The 16,089-nt window shown below is 69.7% G+C and carries 15 protein-coding genes and 1 pseudogene; 9 read left to right on the top strand and 7 right to left on the bottom strand.

Annotation, left to right across the window (positions count from 1 at the left end; genetic code table 11):
• Positions 1 to 4: 4 nt before the first annotated feature.
• From OG729_RS09730 to OG729_RS09715, 4 genes are all read right to left on the bottom strand, one after another.
• Positions 5 to 739, bottom strand: coding sequence for a TIGR03943 family putative permease subunit (locus OG729_RS09730; RefSeq protein WP_405805563.1), 735 nt, complete (start codon positions 737 to 739; stop codon positions 5 to 7).
• Complete coding sequence (locus OG729_RS09725) at positions 736 to 1,746, bottom strand: permease (RefSeq protein ID WP_405805562.1); 1,011 nt, start codon at positions 1,744 to 1,746, stop codon at positions 736 to 738. The genes OG729_RS09730 and OG729_RS09725 overlap by 4 nt, the downstream gene beginning before the upstream one ends.
• A 170-nt stretch (positions 1,747 to 1,916) precedes the next feature.
• The gene (locus OG729_RS09720; RefSeq protein ID WP_405811094.1) at positions 1,917 to 3,092 is read right to left on the bottom strand and encodes an RNA polymerase sigma factor; all 1,176 of its coding nucleotides are present in this window, start codon (positions 3,090 to 3,092) and stop codon (positions 1,917 to 1,919) included.
• Between the two features lie 8 nt (positions 3,093 to 3,100).
• Positions 3,101 to 3,508: a YciI family protein gene (locus tag OG729_RS09715; protein ID WP_405805560.1), complete on the bottom strand. Its 408-nt coding sequence runs from the start codon at positions 3,506 to 3,508 to the stop codon at positions 3,101 to 3,103.
• 289 nt (positions 3,509 to 3,797) lie between these two features.
• Here OG729_RS09715 and OG729_RS09710 point away from each other — a divergent pair, with 289 nt between their 5' ends.
• From OG729_RS09710 to OG729_RS09680, 7 genes and pseudogenes are all read left to right on the top strand, one after another.
• Complete coding sequence (locus tag OG729_RS09710; protein WP_405805558.1) at positions 3,798 to 3,974, top strand: hypothetical protein; 177 nt, start codon at positions 3,798 to 3,800, stop codon at positions 3,972 to 3,974.
• A 172-nt stretch (positions 3,975 to 4,146) separates the two neighbouring features.
• Positions 4,147 to 4,278 (top strand): hypothetical protein, encoded by a 132-nt coding sequence (locus OG729_RS09705; RefSeq protein WP_405805557.1) that lies wholly within the window; start codon positions 4,147 to 4,149, stop codon positions 4,276 to 4,278.
• A gap of 78 nt (positions 4,279 to 4,356) precedes the next feature.
• Positions 4,357 to 5,343, top strand: a complete 987-nt coding sequence (locus OG729_RS09700; RefSeq protein ID WP_405805556.1) for an LLM class F420-dependent oxidoreductase — start codon at positions 4,357 to 4,359, stop codon at positions 5,341 to 5,343.
• Positions 5,344 to 5,480: 137 nt separating this feature from the next.
• Positions 5,481 to 5,840: an ArsR/SmtB family transcription factor gene (locus OG729_RS09695; protein WP_405805555.1), complete on the top strand. Its 360-nt coding sequence runs from the start codon at positions 5,481 to 5,483 to the stop codon at positions 5,838 to 5,840.
• 215 nt (positions 5,841 to 6,055) lie between these two features.
• A pseudogene (locus OG729_RS09690) lies at positions 6,056 to 6,259 on the top strand (DUF4331 family protein); the annotation flags it as partial.
• A 355-nt stretch (positions 6,260 to 6,614) separates the two neighbouring features.
• Positions 6,615 to 6,926 carry a hypothetical protein gene (locus OG729_RS09685; RefSeq protein ID WP_405805553.1) on the top strand — a complete coding sequence of 104 codons (312 nt, stop codon included), beginning with the start codon at positions 6,615 to 6,617 and terminating at the stop codon, positions 6,924 to 6,926.
• 300 nt (positions 6,927 to 7,226) lie between these two features.
• Positions 7,227 to 11,240 carry a molybdopterin-dependent oxidoreductase gene (locus OG729_RS09680; RefSeq protein ID WP_405805552.1) on the top strand — a complete coding sequence of 1,338 codons (4,014 nt, stop codon included), beginning with the start codon at positions 7,227 to 7,229 and terminating at the stop codon, positions 11,238 to 11,240.
• 87 nt (positions 11,241 to 11,327) lie between these two features.
• On the opposite strand, the gene OG729_RS09675 is transcribed toward OG729_RS09680, so the two are convergent.
• From OG729_RS09675 to OG729_RS09665, 3 genes are all read right to left on the bottom strand, one after another.
• On the bottom strand, positions 11,328 to 13,268 hold the full coding sequence (locus OG729_RS09675; protein ID WP_405805551.1) for an ABC transporter permease: 1,941 nt from the start codon (positions 13,266 to 13,268) through the stop codon (positions 11,328 to 11,330).
• 90 nt (positions 13,269 to 13,358) lie between these two features.
• On the bottom strand, positions 13,359 to 14,165 hold the full coding sequence (gene modA / locus OG729_RS09670; RefSeq protein WP_405805550.1) for a molybdate ABC transporter substrate-binding protein: 807 nt from the start codon (positions 14,163 to 14,165) through the stop codon (positions 13,359 to 13,361).
• A gap of 99 nt (positions 14,166 to 14,264) precedes the next feature.
• Entirely contained in the window at positions 14,265 to 14,660 is a 396-nt protein-coding gene (locus OG729_RS09665) for a helix-turn-helix transcriptional regulator (protein ID WP_360870270.1), read from the bottom strand.
• Between the two features lie 321 nt (positions 14,661 to 14,981).
• Here OG729_RS09665 and OG729_RS09660 point away from each other — a divergent pair, with 321 nt between their 5' ends.
• Both OG729_RS09660 and OG729_RS09655 read left to right on the top strand, forming a co-directional pair.
• Positions 14,982 to 15,401, top strand: coding sequence for a TOBE domain-containing protein (locus OG729_RS09660; protein WP_360870273.1), 420 nt, complete (start codon positions 14,982 to 14,984; stop codon positions 15,399 to 15,401).
• 334 nt (positions 15,402 to 15,735) lie between these two features.
• A complete protein-coding gene (locus OG729_RS09655; protein WP_324976219.1) occupies positions 15,736 to 15,936 on the top strand; it encodes a DUF6229 family protein in 201 nt (66 codons plus the stop codon).
• Positions 15,937 to 16,089: the final 153 nt, after the last annotated feature.

The raw sequence follows: 16,089 nt of genomic DNA, 5'->3' as shown, positions 1-16,089 counted from the left end.
TACTTCAGTCTTCGTATCGGTTGTGTGGGGCTGGGACCGGTCTGGCCTGGCTGATGCTGATGAACGGGATGACGCCGTCGTTGACGGGGTCTTTGGCCTGCTTGCTGGTGTAGGTGCCGGTGACTTCGAGCCACGCGTCGGGCTGAAGGACGGGGGGAATCTGTCCCGACAGGCCGATCTTGACGGGTTGGGCGTCGGCAGCGCAGCAGTTGAGAACCATGCGGGTGAGGTAGGGCGCGCCGCTGCGGTCGAGGGTGATGAAGCCTGTGATTTTGATCTGCCGATCGTCGAGTGAGCGTCCGTGGTCGTAGACCGCTCGACCGGCGTAGTCGACGACGCTGAGCCGGAGGGGGTCGCCGACGGGGAGGGCGGGGAAGCCCCAGGGCTTTTGCAGGCCCGTGCCGGTGCGCATGGCGCTGTAGGAGCCCAGAGCGGGCGGGGCGACCAGGATGAGAGCGAACAGGGGCAGGACCAGGAGCCAGGAGATTCGTGGTTCGCGGTGGGCGTGGCCGCGCTGGTCGTCGTGGGCACGCTCTGGCTGGCGCTCCTGGGTCGCTCGCGGCCGCCGCAGTTCGTACCAGACGGTGGCAATGGCGGCGGCGATCATCACGATGCCGGCCACGATCAGCAACGGGCGCAACCCGGCCTTGACGTAGCGCAGATAGAGGTCGGTGAAGCCGGCGTGCAGCACCGCCCCGCCGACGAGGAACAGCACGGCTGCTTGCGCCTGCCGGTTCACAGTAGGACCGCCCCGACCAGGGCCGATATGAGGACGGCCAAGGTGAAGGTGGTGGGGGCGAACCGCAGCGCGAACCCGCGGCCGAACGTGGCGGCCTGCATGGCGAACAGTTTCAGGTCGATCATCGGTCCGACGACGAGGAATGCCAGCCGGGCGGTGAGCGAGAACTGGGACAAGGAGGCGGCCACGAACGCGTCGGCCTCAGAGCAGATCGACAACACCACCGCCAGGAACGCCAGGGCGAGGACCGACACCACAGGGCTATTGGCCGCGGTGTTCAGCCAGCCGGCCGGTACGACGGCCTTGAGCGTGGCCGCGGCCATCGCGCCGACGACGAGGAAGCCACCGGCGTGCATCACGTCGTGCCGTACGGATCCCCAGAACGCCACCCCCTTGCTGATGCCGTCGAACGACGGATGGTCCGGTGGGCGCAGCCAGTCGCTGCGGCCCAGCCGCTGCCACAACCAGCCCATCGCGCACGCCACGAGCAGACTCGCCGTGAACCGGGCGAGGACCATCTGCGGGTTGCCGGGAAACGCGACGGCGGTGGCGGTCAGCACGATCGGGTTGATCGCCGGGGCGGACAGCAGGAACGCCAGCGCAGCCGCGGGGGTGATGCCCCGGCGCACAAGTGCCCCGGCCACCGGCACGGAGGCGCACTCGCAGCCGGGCAGGACCGCCCCGGCCATCCCGGCGACCGGCACTGCGAGGGCGGGCTTTCTCGGCAGCGCGCGGGCGAAGAACGATGGTGGGACGAACACCGCGATGACCGCCGACAGCAGCACGCCGAGGACAAGGAAGGGCAGGGCCTGAACGAACACCGCTACGAACACGGTCATCCAGCTCTGCATCGCCGGCGCCGACAACACCCGACGGACCGGCCCCTGCACCACAACCACCAACAGCAGCAGCATGGTCAGGACGAGGGATGAGTTGAACTGCCAACCCTGCGGATCGTCCCCGCCGCGGTGGTCGACCGGGGTCGGGGCTGCCTTGGTGGCGGTCACAGGTGAGGTACCTCCGGTGTGGAAGGGCTTCGTTGGTTGGTTCCCTTCGACCTTCAGTACGCCGGTTCCGGCACCGCTGCTCATTCTTCCGTTGGGCGTTTGGTTCGAAGGATCAGGTGAACGTGGCCTGTTCATTGCGTAGGTAAGGGCATGCAGAATTGAGACACCCGTCAGCGACGCCGGCGGGCGTTGAGCCGGGCAGCCTGGCGGGTCAGGTGGTCGCGCTCGGCGAGGTTGGGTGCCTTTTGGGCCGCCTCGGCGTACAGCCGTGCCGCCGTCGCCAGGTCGCCGTCGCGCTCGTGGAGGTACGCCGCCACCGCGGTGTGGCGGGGCAGTGAGTCGTCCAGCGCCACGAGCGCCGCCAGGCCGGCGCGCGGTCCGTCGGCCTCGCCGACGGCCACCGCGCGGTTGAGCCGGACGACAGGGCTGTCGGTCAGGCGCGCGAGTTCGTCGTACCACTCGACGATCTGCACCCAGTCGGTTTCCTCGGCGGTGGGCGCGTCAGCGTGGAGTGCCGCGATGGCGGCCTGGGCCTGGAACTCGCCCAGCCGGTCGCGGGCGAGGGCCGCCTGCAGGATCTCGACGCCCTCGGCGATCGACTCGGTGTCCCACCGGCCGCGGTCCTGCTCGGCGAGCGGCACCAGGCTGCCGTCGGGCGCGGTCCGGGCGGCGCGCCGGGCGTGGTGGAGCAGCATGAGGGCGAGCAGCCCCGCCACCTCGGGGTGGTCGACCTGGGCCGCGAGCTGCCGGGTGAGCCGGATGGCCTCGGCGGCGAGGTCGACGTCGCCGGAGTAGCCCTCGTTGAAGACCAGGTAGAGGATGCGCAGCACGGTGGCGACGTCGCCGGGCTGGTCGAACCGCACGCCGGAGACGGTGCGCTTGGCCCGGCTGATGCGCTGCGCCATGGTCGCCTCGGGCACCAGGTAGGCCTGGGCGATCTGGCGGGTGGTCAGCCCGCCGACGGCGCGCAGCGTGAGCGCGACCGCGGACGACGGCGTCAGCGACGGGTGGGCGCACAGGAAGTAGAGCTGGAGCGTGTCGTCCACCGCGGGTGCGGGCCCGGGCGCCGGCTCCTCGTCGACGAGGTCCTCACGCCGGCGGCGGGCGGCGTCCGCCCGGGTCGCGTCGAGGAACTTGCGCCAGGCCACGGTGACCAGCCAGCCCTTCGGGTCCCGCACGGGGTATCCCCTGCTCGAAGAGCTTGGGGAAGGGGCGGCCGGCCAGACGCGGACCGCTTCGACCAGCGCGTCCTGCACGGCGTCCTCGGCCGCCGCGAAGTCGGCTCCGCGGCGGACGAGGATCCCGAGCACGCTCGGCGTGAGACTCCGGAGCAAGGCCTCGTTCACCTGGGAGGTCACTCCGTGATGGTGGGCGGCGCGGTCAGGAACGGGCGCAGCTCGAGCCACTCGTGGATCGGCTTCCCGCCCGCCCCAGGGGCGGCCGACAGTTCCCCGGCCAGCTCGACGGCGCGCTCGTAGCTGTCGACGTCGATCACCATCCAGCCGGCGATGAGGTCCTTGGTCTCGGCGAAGGGGCCGTCGGTGACCGGCGGGCGACCCTCGCCGTCGTACCGGACGAACGTCCCCTCGGGGGCGAGCGCCTGACCGTCGACGAACTCGCCGGTTCCCTCGAGCCGGGCCGCGAAGTCGTTCATGTACTGCATGTGCGCCGAGATCTCCTCCGGCGTCCACTGGTCCATCGGCACGTCGTTGACCGAAGCCGGGGCGCCGCGGTAGTGCTTGAGCAGCAAGTACTTGGCCATCGTGTTTCTCCTCGGTGCTGGTGCGACCTATTTTGGTCGCGTTCATTGCGGGGACGGAGCCAGTCACGGATTCTCGACATCGCCGTCCGAAAATTTTTGGCTCTCGTAGATGAGCCTGGGTGAGCCGTCTCGCGTTGTCCGGGGCCACGGCGTGGCGCGAGGGCGAGACGGAGCGAGGCCTTCCAAGATCAGCAGCGACCAGGCAACTGAATCAAGAGAAGGCCTCGCGCGCGTCACCACGTGTGGTCCTGGCGCGTTGTGGTGCGCTCGGACCGATGAGTTGTTCGGCGTGGAGGGCATGCACGTCCTCGACGTCACCCGCGATCCCGACGTTGGCGGTGGACAGGGTCTGGTGGTGCTGGACGTCGATTCCGACGCCGATCTGACCGGCAGCAGGAGCGGGACGGCGGCGGCCGCACGTGTCCGCGGTTCCTCCTCTCGGCGTACCGCAGATCCGGGAATGTGATGCAGGCCACTGTGGCGACGTCGAACTTTCCGGCGCTCTTCCCGTCCTGTGGCTGTTCCTGTCCGACCACTGCGGGAGGTTTCATGACATCCCTTACACCGCCTGCCCCGGGCGGCGACCAGAACTGCGCCGGCGATTCCAGTGCGAACTCGGTCGGGCTTCCCCCGCTGGCGTGCTGGGGCAGTACTTGGGCTGGAAGCTCTTGCGGGTGCTGGACCTCGACGAAGAGCGCAACTGGGACCGGCTGCCCGGTCCGATCGAGGTGATCGTCCGTCAAACCCTCGGCCAACTGGCTAGTTCGTAGGTTGTGGAACTACTGAACCATGCCTAGTATCGGGGACCGCTGCCGCAGCTCGCGGCAGCGGACCGTCTGGAGACACCCATGACGCATCGCGCGGGATTCTCGATCCCGTTACACGGCGTACCCCTGCGGGACCACCGCACGATTCTGGAAAGGGCGCCCGACTGGGGCTATACCGACGTCTGGACCGCCGAGTCGGCCGGGCCGGACGCCTTCACCCCGCTCGCGCTGGCCGCCGCGTGGTCTCCGTCCCTGCGGCTCGGCACCTCCGTGGTGCCCGCCCAGACCCGGGGACCCGCCACCCTGGCCATGACCGCCGCCACCCTCGGTGAAGCGACGCAAGGGGGAGTGGTCCTCGGGATCGGCGCCTCGGGACCGCCGTTCGTGGAAGACATCAACGGCATCCCGTTCCGCGATCCGTACCGGCGGGTGCGGGACACCGCCCGGTTTCTGCGCACGGCGTTCCGGGGGGAGGTGGTCCAGGGGTCCTTCGACACCTTCGACATCAAGCGCTTCCAGCTCTCCGCGCTTCCGGCCGAGGCGCCGAGGGTCATGCTCGGCGCGCTCCGTCCCGGCATGCTCCGGCTCGCCGCCCGGGAGAGCGAGGGGGCGATCACCAACGTGCTGACGGTGGAGGACGTGCCGCGAGTGGTACGGGAGTTCCGTACCGACGCCACGCACCAGGAGCTGATCGGACGCTTCTTCGTCTGTCCCACGCCCGACCGTGAACTCGGCCGCATGATCGGCCGACAGGTGCTGACACCGATGCTCATGGCCCGCACCTACTGGGCGTTCCACGAGTGGCTGGGGCGTGCGGAACTGCTCAAGCCCATGCGTGAGGCGTGGCTGGCCGGTGACAGGCACCGTGCCCAACTGCTGCTGCCGGACACGCTGGTGGACGAACTGTTCGTGCACGGCAACCCGCAGGAGTGCCGTGAGCACCTGGACCGTTTCGTGGCCGCCGGCATCGACACGACGATCGTCGCCCTCATCCCCTCCCCGGAGTTAGACCATGGCCTGCCCGGTGCGATGGCCGCCCTCCACGCACTCGCCCCGTCCGGCTCCTGACCGCCGGCCCCGGCCGGTACGGCACGGCGGCCAGGCCGGTGGCGCCCCCGTACCCGTCGGCTCTCCCGGGCGCCGTGACCGGGCTGTACGGCAATCATGGTTTCAAGGATTTCAAACAAGCGAACCACGGAGCTTCGGTGCGCTCACTCAGCCATCCCGCCCGCGAGGACATCCAACTCCCCGCCGTCTTCCACGCGCTCAGCGATCCCGCGCGACTGCGGATCGTCTGGGACCTGGCCAATGGTCAGGAGCGCAATTGCAGCAAGCTCAACTCCCAGCTGGCGAAGTCGACGCTCTCCCACCACTTCAAAGTGCTCCGGGAATCCGGGCTCACCCACACCCGGGTGGACGGCACCTGGAGGTTCATCTCCCTGCGGCTGGACGATCTCGAAGCCCGGTTCCCCGGCCTCTTCGACTCGGTCTGCCGGAGTATGGCCCGTGACGACACCCTCGTACTGCCGTCCGCCGAGTCGGGCGAACCCCAGGCGGCCGGGTAGCCGCCCGGCCGTCAGCGCCCGCGACCGGCGGTGAGTCCCGCTTCGAGGGCTTGCTCAGCCAGCCGGGCAGCGGACACGGCCCGGCGACGACGGCGATCGGGAGCGAATCGGCGGCCAGTGCGGCGGACTCCCCGAACCAGTGCACTCCAGATGCCCGATCGAGCGGTCCTGTGACCTGGGCCCTCCCCCGAGTCTGTCATCGAGCCGTATCTGCCCAGCAGATCTACGGGATCCCGGCCCCGGCGACGCCGCGCAATGATCTGTTCGAGATCTACCTCACCGGCATCTGCGCGGCGTGCGGCCCCATCGTCGCGGACCTCAACGCCCACCGGCTCAATGCCGACGCCCGGCTCAACCGGATCGTGCCGGCCGAGGAACTCCGGCTGAACATGTCCATCCCGCCCACCGCCGTGCCGAACCACCGCGCGGGACGCGACCGCGAGGCGCTGACCTGGGCCGACAAGGCGCTTGCCCTGGGCGCTCAGGGTGCGATCCGACGGCGACCCGGACCCGGACCCGGACCCGGCCGCGGGGCAGCCCCACAGCCCTCACAGCGGTGATCACCACCCGCCTCCGTCATCGTCGGTTCGCACGACGGCGTCGCCCCACCGCGCCACGGTCACGCTGCTGTCCCCGCCCGAACCCGTCGGCCCCACGATCCCCACCCCACACCGGCACGGACACAGGCACAGTCACGGAGCCGCCCCGCATGCGCACGGCCACACGCACCCGCACACCTGGGGGGAGGGCATCACACGGCGAGGGCTTGTCGGCATGGGCATCGCCGGCGGGCTTGTCCCCAGCCCTTCCGCCCTCGTCGTCCTGCTGGGCGCCATCGCCCTCGGCCGCACCACCTTCGGGATCCTGCTCGTTCTCGGCTACGGCCTGGGCATGGCCGCCACCCTCACCGCTGCCGGAATCCTGCTCGTCCGGCTCCGCGACCGGCTGGACTCCGCCTTGGCCGCCGGCCGCCTGACCCGTATCACCTGGGCCGCCCGGCATTCCCCGGTGCTGACCGCGGCGCTCGTGGTCCTCGTCGGAACGGGCCTCACTCTGCGAGCCCTCGCCGGGGCGCTCCAGGTGTAGCCCTGCCGATTCCAGCGCCGTGGCGATCGCATAGGGGGCCTCGCCGGGCACGCGTTGCACGACTACGACGCTCATCCATCCATCCCTTGCCTCCGCTCGATCTCACAGTGCTGGTCCAGCGCGTGTGTGACGGGCGTTACCACCCATGATCGGCCGAGGTCACATCGGCGTAACGGGCATTTCGTACCGTCGGGGGCACGATCCGATCCACAGAGAGGCCATCCGGTGACCACACAGGAGTCGCGGACCGGTAGCGCCCAGGTTCGGACGGTCTGCTCATACTGCGGTGTGGGCTGCGGCATGGTCCTCGACATCGCGTCCGGCCCCGACGGCCGCCGCAAGGTCCTCAAGGCGTCGGGCGACAAGGCACACCCGGCCAACTTCGGCCGGCTGTGCACCAAGGGCGCGACAACGGCGGACATGCTCGCTGCCCCCGGCCGGCTGACCACGGCACTCATGCGTCCCGAGCGCGGGGCTGAGCCCGTACCCGCCGGAGTGGACGAGGCGATCACCAGCACGGCACGGCGACTGCGGACCATCATCGACGAGCATGGGCCGGACGCCTTCGCGTTCTACGTGTCCGGGCAGATGAGCCTGGAGGCCCAGTACCTGGCGAACAAGCTCGCCAAGGGCTTCATCCGTACCAACCAGATCGAGTCCAACTCCCGGCTGTGCATGGCGAGCGCGGGCACCGGCTACAAGCTCTCCCTCGGCGCCGACGGCCCGCCCGGTTCCTACCAGGACTTCGAACACGCGGATGTCTTCTTCGTCATCGGCTCCAACATGGCCGACTGCCACCCGATCCTCTTTCTACGGATGATGGAACGGGTGAAGGCGGGGGCCAAACTCATCGTCGTCGACCCGCGGCGCAGCGCCACCGCCGACAAGGCCGACCTCTTCCTGCAGATCAAGCCGGGGACCGACCTGGCTCTGCTCAACGGCCTGCTGCACCTGCTCGTGGAGAACGGGCACACCGACGCCGGGTTCATCGCGGAGCGCACCGAGGGCTGGCAGGCGATGCCGGAGTTCCTCGCCGACTATCCGCCCGCCACAGTGGCCGAGACCACCGGCATACCGGAGGCGGACATCCGACGGGCGGCGCAGTGGATCGGCGCGGCGGGGGAGTGGATGAGCTGCTGGACCATGGGGCTCAACCAGTCCACCCATGGCACCTGGAACACCAACGCCCTGATCAATCTGCACCTGGCCACCGGCGCGATATGCCGCCCGGGCAGCGGCCCGTTCTCCCTCACCGGTCAGCCCAACGCCATGGGCGGCCGCGAGATGGGTTACATGGGCCCTGGGTTGCCCGGTCAGCGTTCGGTGCTGGTGGATGAGGACCGCGCCTTCGTGGAGGAGTTGTGGGGCCTCGAGCCCGGCACCGTACGCCAGGACGGATCCGGCAAGGGCACCGTCGAGATGTTCCGGCGGATGGCGGACGGCCAGATCAGAGCCTGCTGGATCATCTGCACCAATCCCGTCGCCTCGGTCGCCAACCGCAGAACCGTCATCGAAGGGTTGGAGCGGGCCGAACTCGTCATCACTCAGGACGTGTTCACCGACACCGAGACCAACGCCTACGCCGACGTCATGCTGCCGGGTGCCCTGTGGACCGAGACCGAGGGCGTGCTGATCAACAGCGAACGCAACCTCACCCTCGCCCAGCCGGCTGTGGACCCGCCGGGGGACGCCCTCGCGGACTGGCAGATCATCGCGCGCATCGCCTGCGAGATGGGATACGCCGATGCTTTCTCCTACGGCAGCGCCGAGGAGATCTTCGAGGAGATCAAGCGCGCCGCGAACCCGAAGACCGGATACGACCTGCGGGGCGTGACCTACGAACGGCTGCGCACCACGCCCGTGCAGTGGCCCGCCGCGACCACCGACGGCCCGGACCGCAACCCGATCCGCTACCTGGGCGAGGACGGCACCGGCCCGGTGTTCCCCACCGCGAGCGGACGGGCCGTGTTCTTCGCCCGCCCGCACATCCCGGCCGCGGAGATGCCCGACGACGACTACCCGTTCGTCCTCAACACCGGGCGACTCCAGCACCAGTGGCACACCCTCACCAAGACCGGAAAGGTCGCCAAGCTCAACAAGCTCAACCCGGCGCCGTTTGTCGAGCTCCATCCGGAGGACGCTGAAAGGCTGGGGATCGGGGAGGGCGACTCGGTGGAGGTGGCGTCCCGGCGCGGCCGGGCCGTGCTGCCGGCCGTCGTGACGGACCGGGTGCGGCCGGGCTGCTGCTTCGCACCGTTCCACTGGAACGACCTGTTCGGGGAGTACCTGAGTATCAACGCGGTGACCAGCGACGCCGTGGACCCGATCTCCTTCCAGCCCGAGTTCAAGGTGTGCGCGGTGACGCTGTCGAAGGTCGCCACTTCGGTAGCCGTGGCTCCGGCGCCCGTTGCCGTCCCCGCCGAGGTGCCGGCCGCGATCGTGCCGACCGCCGTCCAGCCCGGCGCGGCCTCGATCTTCGGGCTGGAGAGCACGCCACCGCCCGTGCTCGCCGAACACGAATGCCAGTACCTGGTCGGCTTCCTCGCCGGACTTGAATCCGGCGCGCGCGGTGTTCCCGTGCTCCCGCCCGGTGCGCCGTTTCGCGAGGAGCACGCGCGGTGGGTGAACGGCGTGCTCGCCGGAATGTACTCGCGTGCCCCGCAGAGCACAGAGGAAGCGACGACGCAGGCCACTTCCCTTGGCCGTGAGGTGGTCGTGCTGTGGGCCTCGCAGACGGGCAATGCCGAGGAGTTCGCGGCGGCCGCCGCCGACCGGCTCACCGCAACAGGGCACCGTGCTGCGCTCGTCGGCATGAACGACGCGGACCCCCGGTCCCTCCCGGCCGCCGCCGACCTGCTGCTGATCACCAGCACTTTCGGTGATGGCGACGCACCCGACAACGGATCCGGGTTCTGGGACGCCCTGACAGCTGCCGACATCCCGCGCATGGACGGCAGGCGGTACGCGGTCCTGGCCTTCGGGGACTCCTCGTACGACGACTTCTGCGGCCATGGACGTCGCTTGGACCAGCGTCTGGACGAGCTGGGGGCCGTACGCCTGGCCCCGCGCACCGACTGTGAACCGGACTACGAGCCCTCTGCCCAGGCATGGCTCGACCACGTCCTCAGCAACCTCACCGCACAGCCGACGACTGGCTCGGCCCCTGCCCCCGCTGCCGCACCGGTCACCAGCGCCAAGCCGTCTCCCGCCGCCGCCCGGCTCACCGGCAACCGGCTCCTCAGCCTCCCCGGCGCGGGCAAGGAGGTCCGCCGGTTCACCTTCGACACCCGGGAAATCGAGACTCCGCTTGTCTACGCGGCCGGTGACGCTCTTGGCGTGCATCCCGTCAACTGCCCCGATCTCGTGACGGAATGGCTGGCCGTCACCGGTCTCGACCCCGCCGCCGCTGTCGACGTCACAGGCATCGGCGAGATCCCCCTCACCGACGCCCTGCACCACCACCTGGACATCACCAGACTCACCCCGGCCCTGATGGGTTTCATCACCGAACGCACCGGCGACCGCGAGCTGAAGAAGCTGCTGCGCCCCGACAACAAGGGCGAGCTCGCCCGGTGGTCCTGGGGCCGTCAAGCCGTCGATGCCATCGCCGAGCACCCCGTGCGCGCCACCCCGCGGGAGTGGGCCGGCGTCCTCAAGCGCCTCCAGCCCCGCCTGTACTCCATATCCTCCAGCCCACTCGCCGACCCCCACCAGGTCTCGCTCACGGTGTCTGTGGTCCGCTACGAGAACCTCAACGGTCGCCCCCGCAAGGGCGTGTGCTCACCCTTCCTGGCCGATGCCGCGCCTGACACCCCCGTGCCGGTCTTCGTGCAGCGCTCCCCGCACTTCCGGCCTCCGGCGGACCCCGGCACACCGATGGTGATGGTCGGCCCGGGGACCGGAGTGGCACCCTTCATCGGCTTCCTCGAGGAACGCCGAGCCCGCGGCCACCGCGCCCCCAACTGGCTCTTCTTCGGCGAACAGCACCGCGCCACCGACTTCTATTACGAGGACGAGCTGACCGCCTTCCTCGCCGACGGCACCCTCACCCGCCTCGACACCGCCTTCTCCCGCGATCAGCGCGCCAAGATCTACGTCCAGGAGCGGATGCGCGAACACGGTCCCCAGCTCTGGTCCTGGCTCCAGGACGGCGCACACTTCTACGTCTGCGGAGATGCCTCGCGGATGGCCAAGGACGTCGACCGGGCGCTGCGCGACATCGCCGTCACCCACGGCGGTCTCGACCAGGACGGAGCGGCTCTGTACGTCAAGCAGCTCGCCGCCGACAAGCGGTATGTCCGCGACGTCTACTGATCCGCGTCGGTCGAGCAGGAGTGGGCTCCGGTTCCCGCCGGGGCACCCTGGTCAGCGTCCGCCCGGTTCGCTCGTGACGGGATCGGCTCAGAGGGCCACCACGGTTGCTTCGGTCGCTTTGACGCTGGTCCAGACGGGCGTTCCGTCGGCGAGGCCGAGTTCGGCGACGGCCTGCGGGGTGATCTCGGCGACGAGGTCCGGAGCCTGCTCCGACGTGATCAGGACACGAAGCCGGCTTCCGCTGGTGGTGATCTCCCGTACGGTGCCGGGCCACACGTTGCGAGGGCTGCCGGTGGGCTTGTCACGGTGTACGGCGACGGCTTCCGGGGCGATGATCGCGAGGGCGTCGGTGCCGGCCGGGAGCGGGTCGGCGACGAGAAGCCTGCCACCGCCGGTGAGTTGGATGCCTTCGGCGGTGGCGGTGCCGGGCCAGGCGTTGCGACCGAGCATGCGGGCGACCCAGGGGGAGCGGGGGTGGCGGGTGACGTCGGTGGGCGGGGCGTCCTGCAGCGCACGTCCGTCGTCGAGGACGAGGACCCGGTCGGCGAGCGCGACGGCCTCAACGGGGTCGTGAGTGACGATCAGGCATACGCCGCCGAAGCCGTCGAGATGACGGCGGAGGGTGTGCCGGACCTGGGCGCGGGTGGTCTGGTCGAGTGCGGCAAGCGGCTCGTCGAGCAGGAGGAGCCTGGGGCGTGCGGCCAGCGCACGGGCGAGCGCGACACGCTGGGCCTGACCGCCGGAGACCTGAGCCGGTTTGCGCTGGGCGAGATGGCCGACGCCGAGCCGGTCCAGCCACTCCCGGGCGCTGCGGCGGGCCTCGGCTCGCGGGACGCCGCGGGCGCGAAGCCCGTACGCGGTGTTGGCGAGGGCGCTCATGTGAGGGAAGAGGGCGCCGTCCTGCGGGACCCAGGCCACGCCCCTGCGGTGCGGGGGAAGTGCGGTGACATCGTGGTCGCCGAGCCGGAGTTCGGCGTGGGCGCGTGGGGTGAGGCCGAGGAGTGCGCGCAGCAGGGTGGTCTTGCCGGCGCCGTTGGGGCCGACGACGGCGATGGTGGTGCCGGGTTCGGCGTCCAGGGTGAGCCTGTTGAAGCCGGTGACGTGGGCGTGCAGGGACCAGAACTCCTGCGGCGCTGCGCGCTGTGCGTCGGCGGGCTCGGGGGCCGGGGCCACACCTGGTTCGGCTTCGTCCACCGGGGGCCTGGTTTCGTGCGAGCGGACGGCGGGCGTACCGGTCCAGCGGCCGCGCAGCGCGACAAGCACCAGCATCGCGATGGCGAGCAGCAGCAGGGAGACCGATGTCGCTGCCTCCGGCTCTTCCTGGAGCAGCAGATACACCTGCAGGGGCAGCGTCTGGGTGGTGCCGGGGAGGTTGCCGGCGAAGGTGATGGTGGCGCCGAACTCGCCAAGGGCACGCGCCCAGGTGAGGGCGGCACCGGCGATGAGGCCGGGGGCGACCATGGGCATCGTGACGGTGAAGAACACTCGTACCGGTGAGGCGCCGAGTGAGGCGGCGGTCTCCTCGTAACGGGGCCGGAGTCCGCCGAGGGCCCCCTCCAGACTGATGATGAGGAACGGCATGGCGACGAACGTTGCGGCGAGGACCGCTCCCGAGGTGTGGAACGGCAGGGTGATGCCGAACGTGTCCTCCAGCCATGGACCGAGCAGTCCGCGGCGGCCGAAGGCCAGCAGCAGGGCCACACCGCCGACGGTGGGCGGCAGCACCATCGGCAGCAGCACGAGGGAGCGCACGAACGTCTTGCCGGGGAACGGCACACGTGCCAGCAGCCACGCCAGCGGTACGCCCAGGACCAGAGACAGCCCGAGAGCCCAGCACGAGACCAGCAGCGAGAGCCGCAGCGCCTCGATGGTCCCCGGAGTCGTGAGATGGCCCGCGAGTTCGCCCCACTGAGTCCGTACGAGGATCCCGATCAGCGGCAGCAACAGGAACGCGACGGCCAGCAGTGCAGGGATCGCCAGGGTGATCGGCGTGCGGGGGCCCGGTGCGCGACTGCGGATTCGTTTCATCGGGGATCCCTGGGACTCGGGGTGATGGATGAGGGAAGGGGGCTGTCCATTCCTCCGGAAGGGACGGCCCCCCCGCGGCAGTCGTCTGGACTACGGCTTCTGGAAGCCCGCGTCCTGGAGGATCTTCTGTGCCTCGGGCGTGGACAGCCACGCGACGAACGCGGCGGCGGCCTCGGCGTTCTTGGACTGCTTCAGCGCGGCGGCCGGGTATTCGGCGATGGCGTTCTGCGTGTCGGGGATCTCGACCGCGTCGACCTTGTCGGGGGCCGTTTCGGCGTCCGTCTTGTAGACGAGACCCGCGTCGGCCTCGCCGAGCTCGACCTTGCTCAGCACGGCCCGGACGTTCGGCTCCTGCGAGACGGGCTTCACGGTGATCTTCTGGGCGTCGAGGATCTTCTTGCTGTACTTGCCGGCCGGCACCTCGGGGGCGGCGAGGACGACCTTCAGCTTGGTGTCGGCGAGGTCCTGGAGTGCGTGGACCTTGTGCGGGTTGCCCTCGACGGTGGCGATGACGAGGCGGTTCTTGGCGATGACGGTCGGCGTGCTCGTGTCCGCCTTCACGCTGCCCATGCTCTTGGTGTCGGCGGTGACCAGGGCGTCGGCCGGGGCACCCTGCTTCACCTGGGCGACCAGCTCCTGCGACCCGGCGAAGGAGAACGTGATCTTCGTGCCCGGGTTCTTCTTCTCGTACGCGGCACCGGCAGTCTTGAACACGTCGGTCAGTGAAGCGGCTGCCAGCACCGTCAAGTTGGCCTTGGGAGCGCCGGTGGCGGACTCGGTGGCCTTCGCGCTGCCGGTGTCCTTCATGTCGTCGTTGCCGCATGCCGTGAGCGGGAAGAGGAGTGATGCTGCCAGTGCAGCAGCGGCGGCGCGGCGTCTGGTGAAGGTGAGGGACATGAGGGTGGAACTCCCTGAGGACGTGGTCGGCTGGTGCCGTCCGAGCGGATGGTGATGAGCCGCGCCGGTGAGGGGCGACGCCGCTTGGTTGCGTGAGGGTCAGGTGCGGTCGATGTGCACGCTGGTCGACTTCACGCGGGCGGTGGCCTGCATGCCGACCTCCAGACCCAGTTCCTCCACGGCCTCCCTGGTGAGGAGTGATACGAGCCGGTGCGGGCCTGCCTGGATCTCGACCTGCGCGGCGATGTCGCCGAGCTTGACGGCGGTGACGATGCCGGGGAAGGCGTTACGCGCCGAGGTGTAGGAGGCGTCGTCCTCGCCGTTGCCGCCCTGGGCGACCTCGATGGAGAAGGCGGCCAGATCACGGCCGTCGATAAGGCGGCGGCCGCTGTCGTCGCGATGGGTCGCGACCCGCCCGGCATCCGCCCAGCGGCGCGCGGTGTCGGGACTGACGCCGAGCAGACGTGCCGCCTGTCCGATGGTGTAGGACTGCATGAGCGACACGCTAGAGCGATCTCCCTGGCATATGCAAGTTTAGATGCGATTATCCATCGCAGATGCCAGTTCACTGGAGGAAGAGCCAATTGATCGGATGCGGGATGCCGGTGTCGTGTACACCCGGGAGGTAGCTGGTCCGGATCGGACTTGATGGAGCCGCGAACGACGGGCCTCAGACGCGCGTTTGCCGCACAATGTGCGCCGCCTGCCTGGTGCTTGCGATGCGCAGCTAAGCGGCTGCTGCGACTGTGACTACAGTTCCCGGAGTAGAGCAGGTGAAGTCCGGCATATCCCCCACGTGACCGAGGTGTTTCCTCCATGAGTCTGAGCATCCGCAACCAGCTTCCCGGCATCGTCACCGGCGTCACCCGCGGCGAGGTCATGGCAGCCGTCAAGATCCGCCTCACCGGCGGGCAGGACATCACCGCGGCCGTCACGGTTGACGCGGTCAAGGAACTGGACATCGCCGAAGGCTCCTCCGTGCGTGCCCTGGTGAAGTCCACGGAAGTAGCTCTGGCCACCGGTCCGGTCGAGGGTGTGAGCATCCGCAACCAGATCCCTGGCACCGTCACCGACGTCGTCGCGGGAGGCGCCATGGCAGGAGTGAAGGTGAACGTCGAGGGCGGCGAACTGACCGCCGCGATCACCAAGGACGCGGTCACCGACCTCGGCCTTTCGTCCGGCTCCTCCGTCGTGGCGCTGATCAAGTCCACCGAGATCTCTCTGGCCAACGCCTGAGGTCGCTGATCGGCCTCAGCGGGTGACGCTGCCCCGCCGGTCTCGCAGCGATCACCTTCGCCGAAGGATTCCGCACGGGTTGCCGTAGCAAGCTCTCCTCCGGCCACCGCACACGCATCTGTGGTCCGACCCAAAGGGCGTACGGGGGCCCGGAATCCGCTACATCCGCCCGGTCAGCGCTCGGCCGTGCCGGCGACCCGCCCGCCCCACAGATAGCGGTACGCGGCACGAACACCAAACGACTTTGGCCAGATTGGTCGTCTGACGGGTGTTCGAATCCGGCGATACTCAGGGCTGGGCAATCCGTCCCAATCCCCACGTCCGGAGGCTGCTGATGCCCCAGACCAGTGTTCCCACCACCGCCGTGCTCGACGCCTGGCTGTCGGGCGCCGAGAGCGCGTACGGCCAGACCAACCCCGCCGGGCCGCTCTACGTCGGCGGCGCCGCCGCCGAGGCCGCACTCACCGACCCGAGCGACTCCCTCTACGGCTTCTGTTCCAGCCCGAGTGGGTCGCACGGCAGCTGGTGCTGCTGATCGCCTGCCGCGCCATTAGGGCCCTGTGCGGAGGGACTTCCTACGGAGTGCCTTCTCCGGGGCGCGCTTCCTGACCGCTTCTCCTGCGGAGTGCGCTTCTTTGGGGGCGCCGCTGCGGAGTGCGGTTCGAGGAGTGCGGTTCGAAAAACAGGA

It is taken from the genome of Streptomyces sp. NBC_00210 (assembly GCF_045160975.1).
Taxonomy (GTDB): domain Bacteria; phylum Actinomycetota; class Actinomycetes; order Streptomycetales; family Streptomycetaceae; genus Streptomyces.
This window is presented reverse-complemented; position numbering and strand designations above follow the sequence as displayed.

Bases quoted from the DNA above. Each gene is read 5' to 3' on its own strand.
- modA (WP_405805550.1), bottom strand. From the start codon at position 14,165: ATGTCCCTCACCTTCACCAGACGCCGCGCCGCCGCTGCTGCACTGGCA.
- OG729_RS09715 (WP_405805560.1), bottom strand. From the start codon at position 3,508: ATGGCCAAGTACTTGCTGCTCAAGCACTACCGCGGCGCCCCGGCTTCG.
- OG729_RS09665 (WP_360870270.1), bottom strand. From the start codon at position 14,660: ATGCAGTCCTACACCATCGGACAGGCGGCACGTCTGCTCGGCGTCAGT.
- OG729_RS09685 (WP_405805553.1), top strand. From the start codon at position 6,615: ATGGGCATCGCCGGCGGGCTTGTCCCCAGCCCTTCCGCCCTCGTCGTC.
- OG729_RS09680 (WP_405805552.1), top strand. From the start codon at position 7,227: ATGGTCCTCGACATCGCGTCCGGCCCCGACGGCCGCCGCAAGGTCCTC.
- OG729_RS09675 (WP_405805551.1), bottom strand. From the start codon at position 13,268: ATGAAACGAATCCGCAGTCGCGCACCGGGCCCCCGCACGCCGATCACC.
- OG729_RS09660 (WP_360870273.1), top strand. From the start codon at position 14,982: ATGAGTCTGAGCATCCGCAACCAGCTTCCCGGCATCGTCACCGGCGTC.
- OG729_RS09700 (WP_405805556.1), top strand. From the start codon at position 4,357: ATGACGCATCGCGCGGGATTCTCGATCCCGTTACACGGCGTACCCCTG.
- OG729_RS09655 (WP_324976219.1), top strand. From the start codon at position 15,736: ATGCCCCAGACCAGTGTTCCCACCACCGCCGTGCTCGACGCCTGGCTG.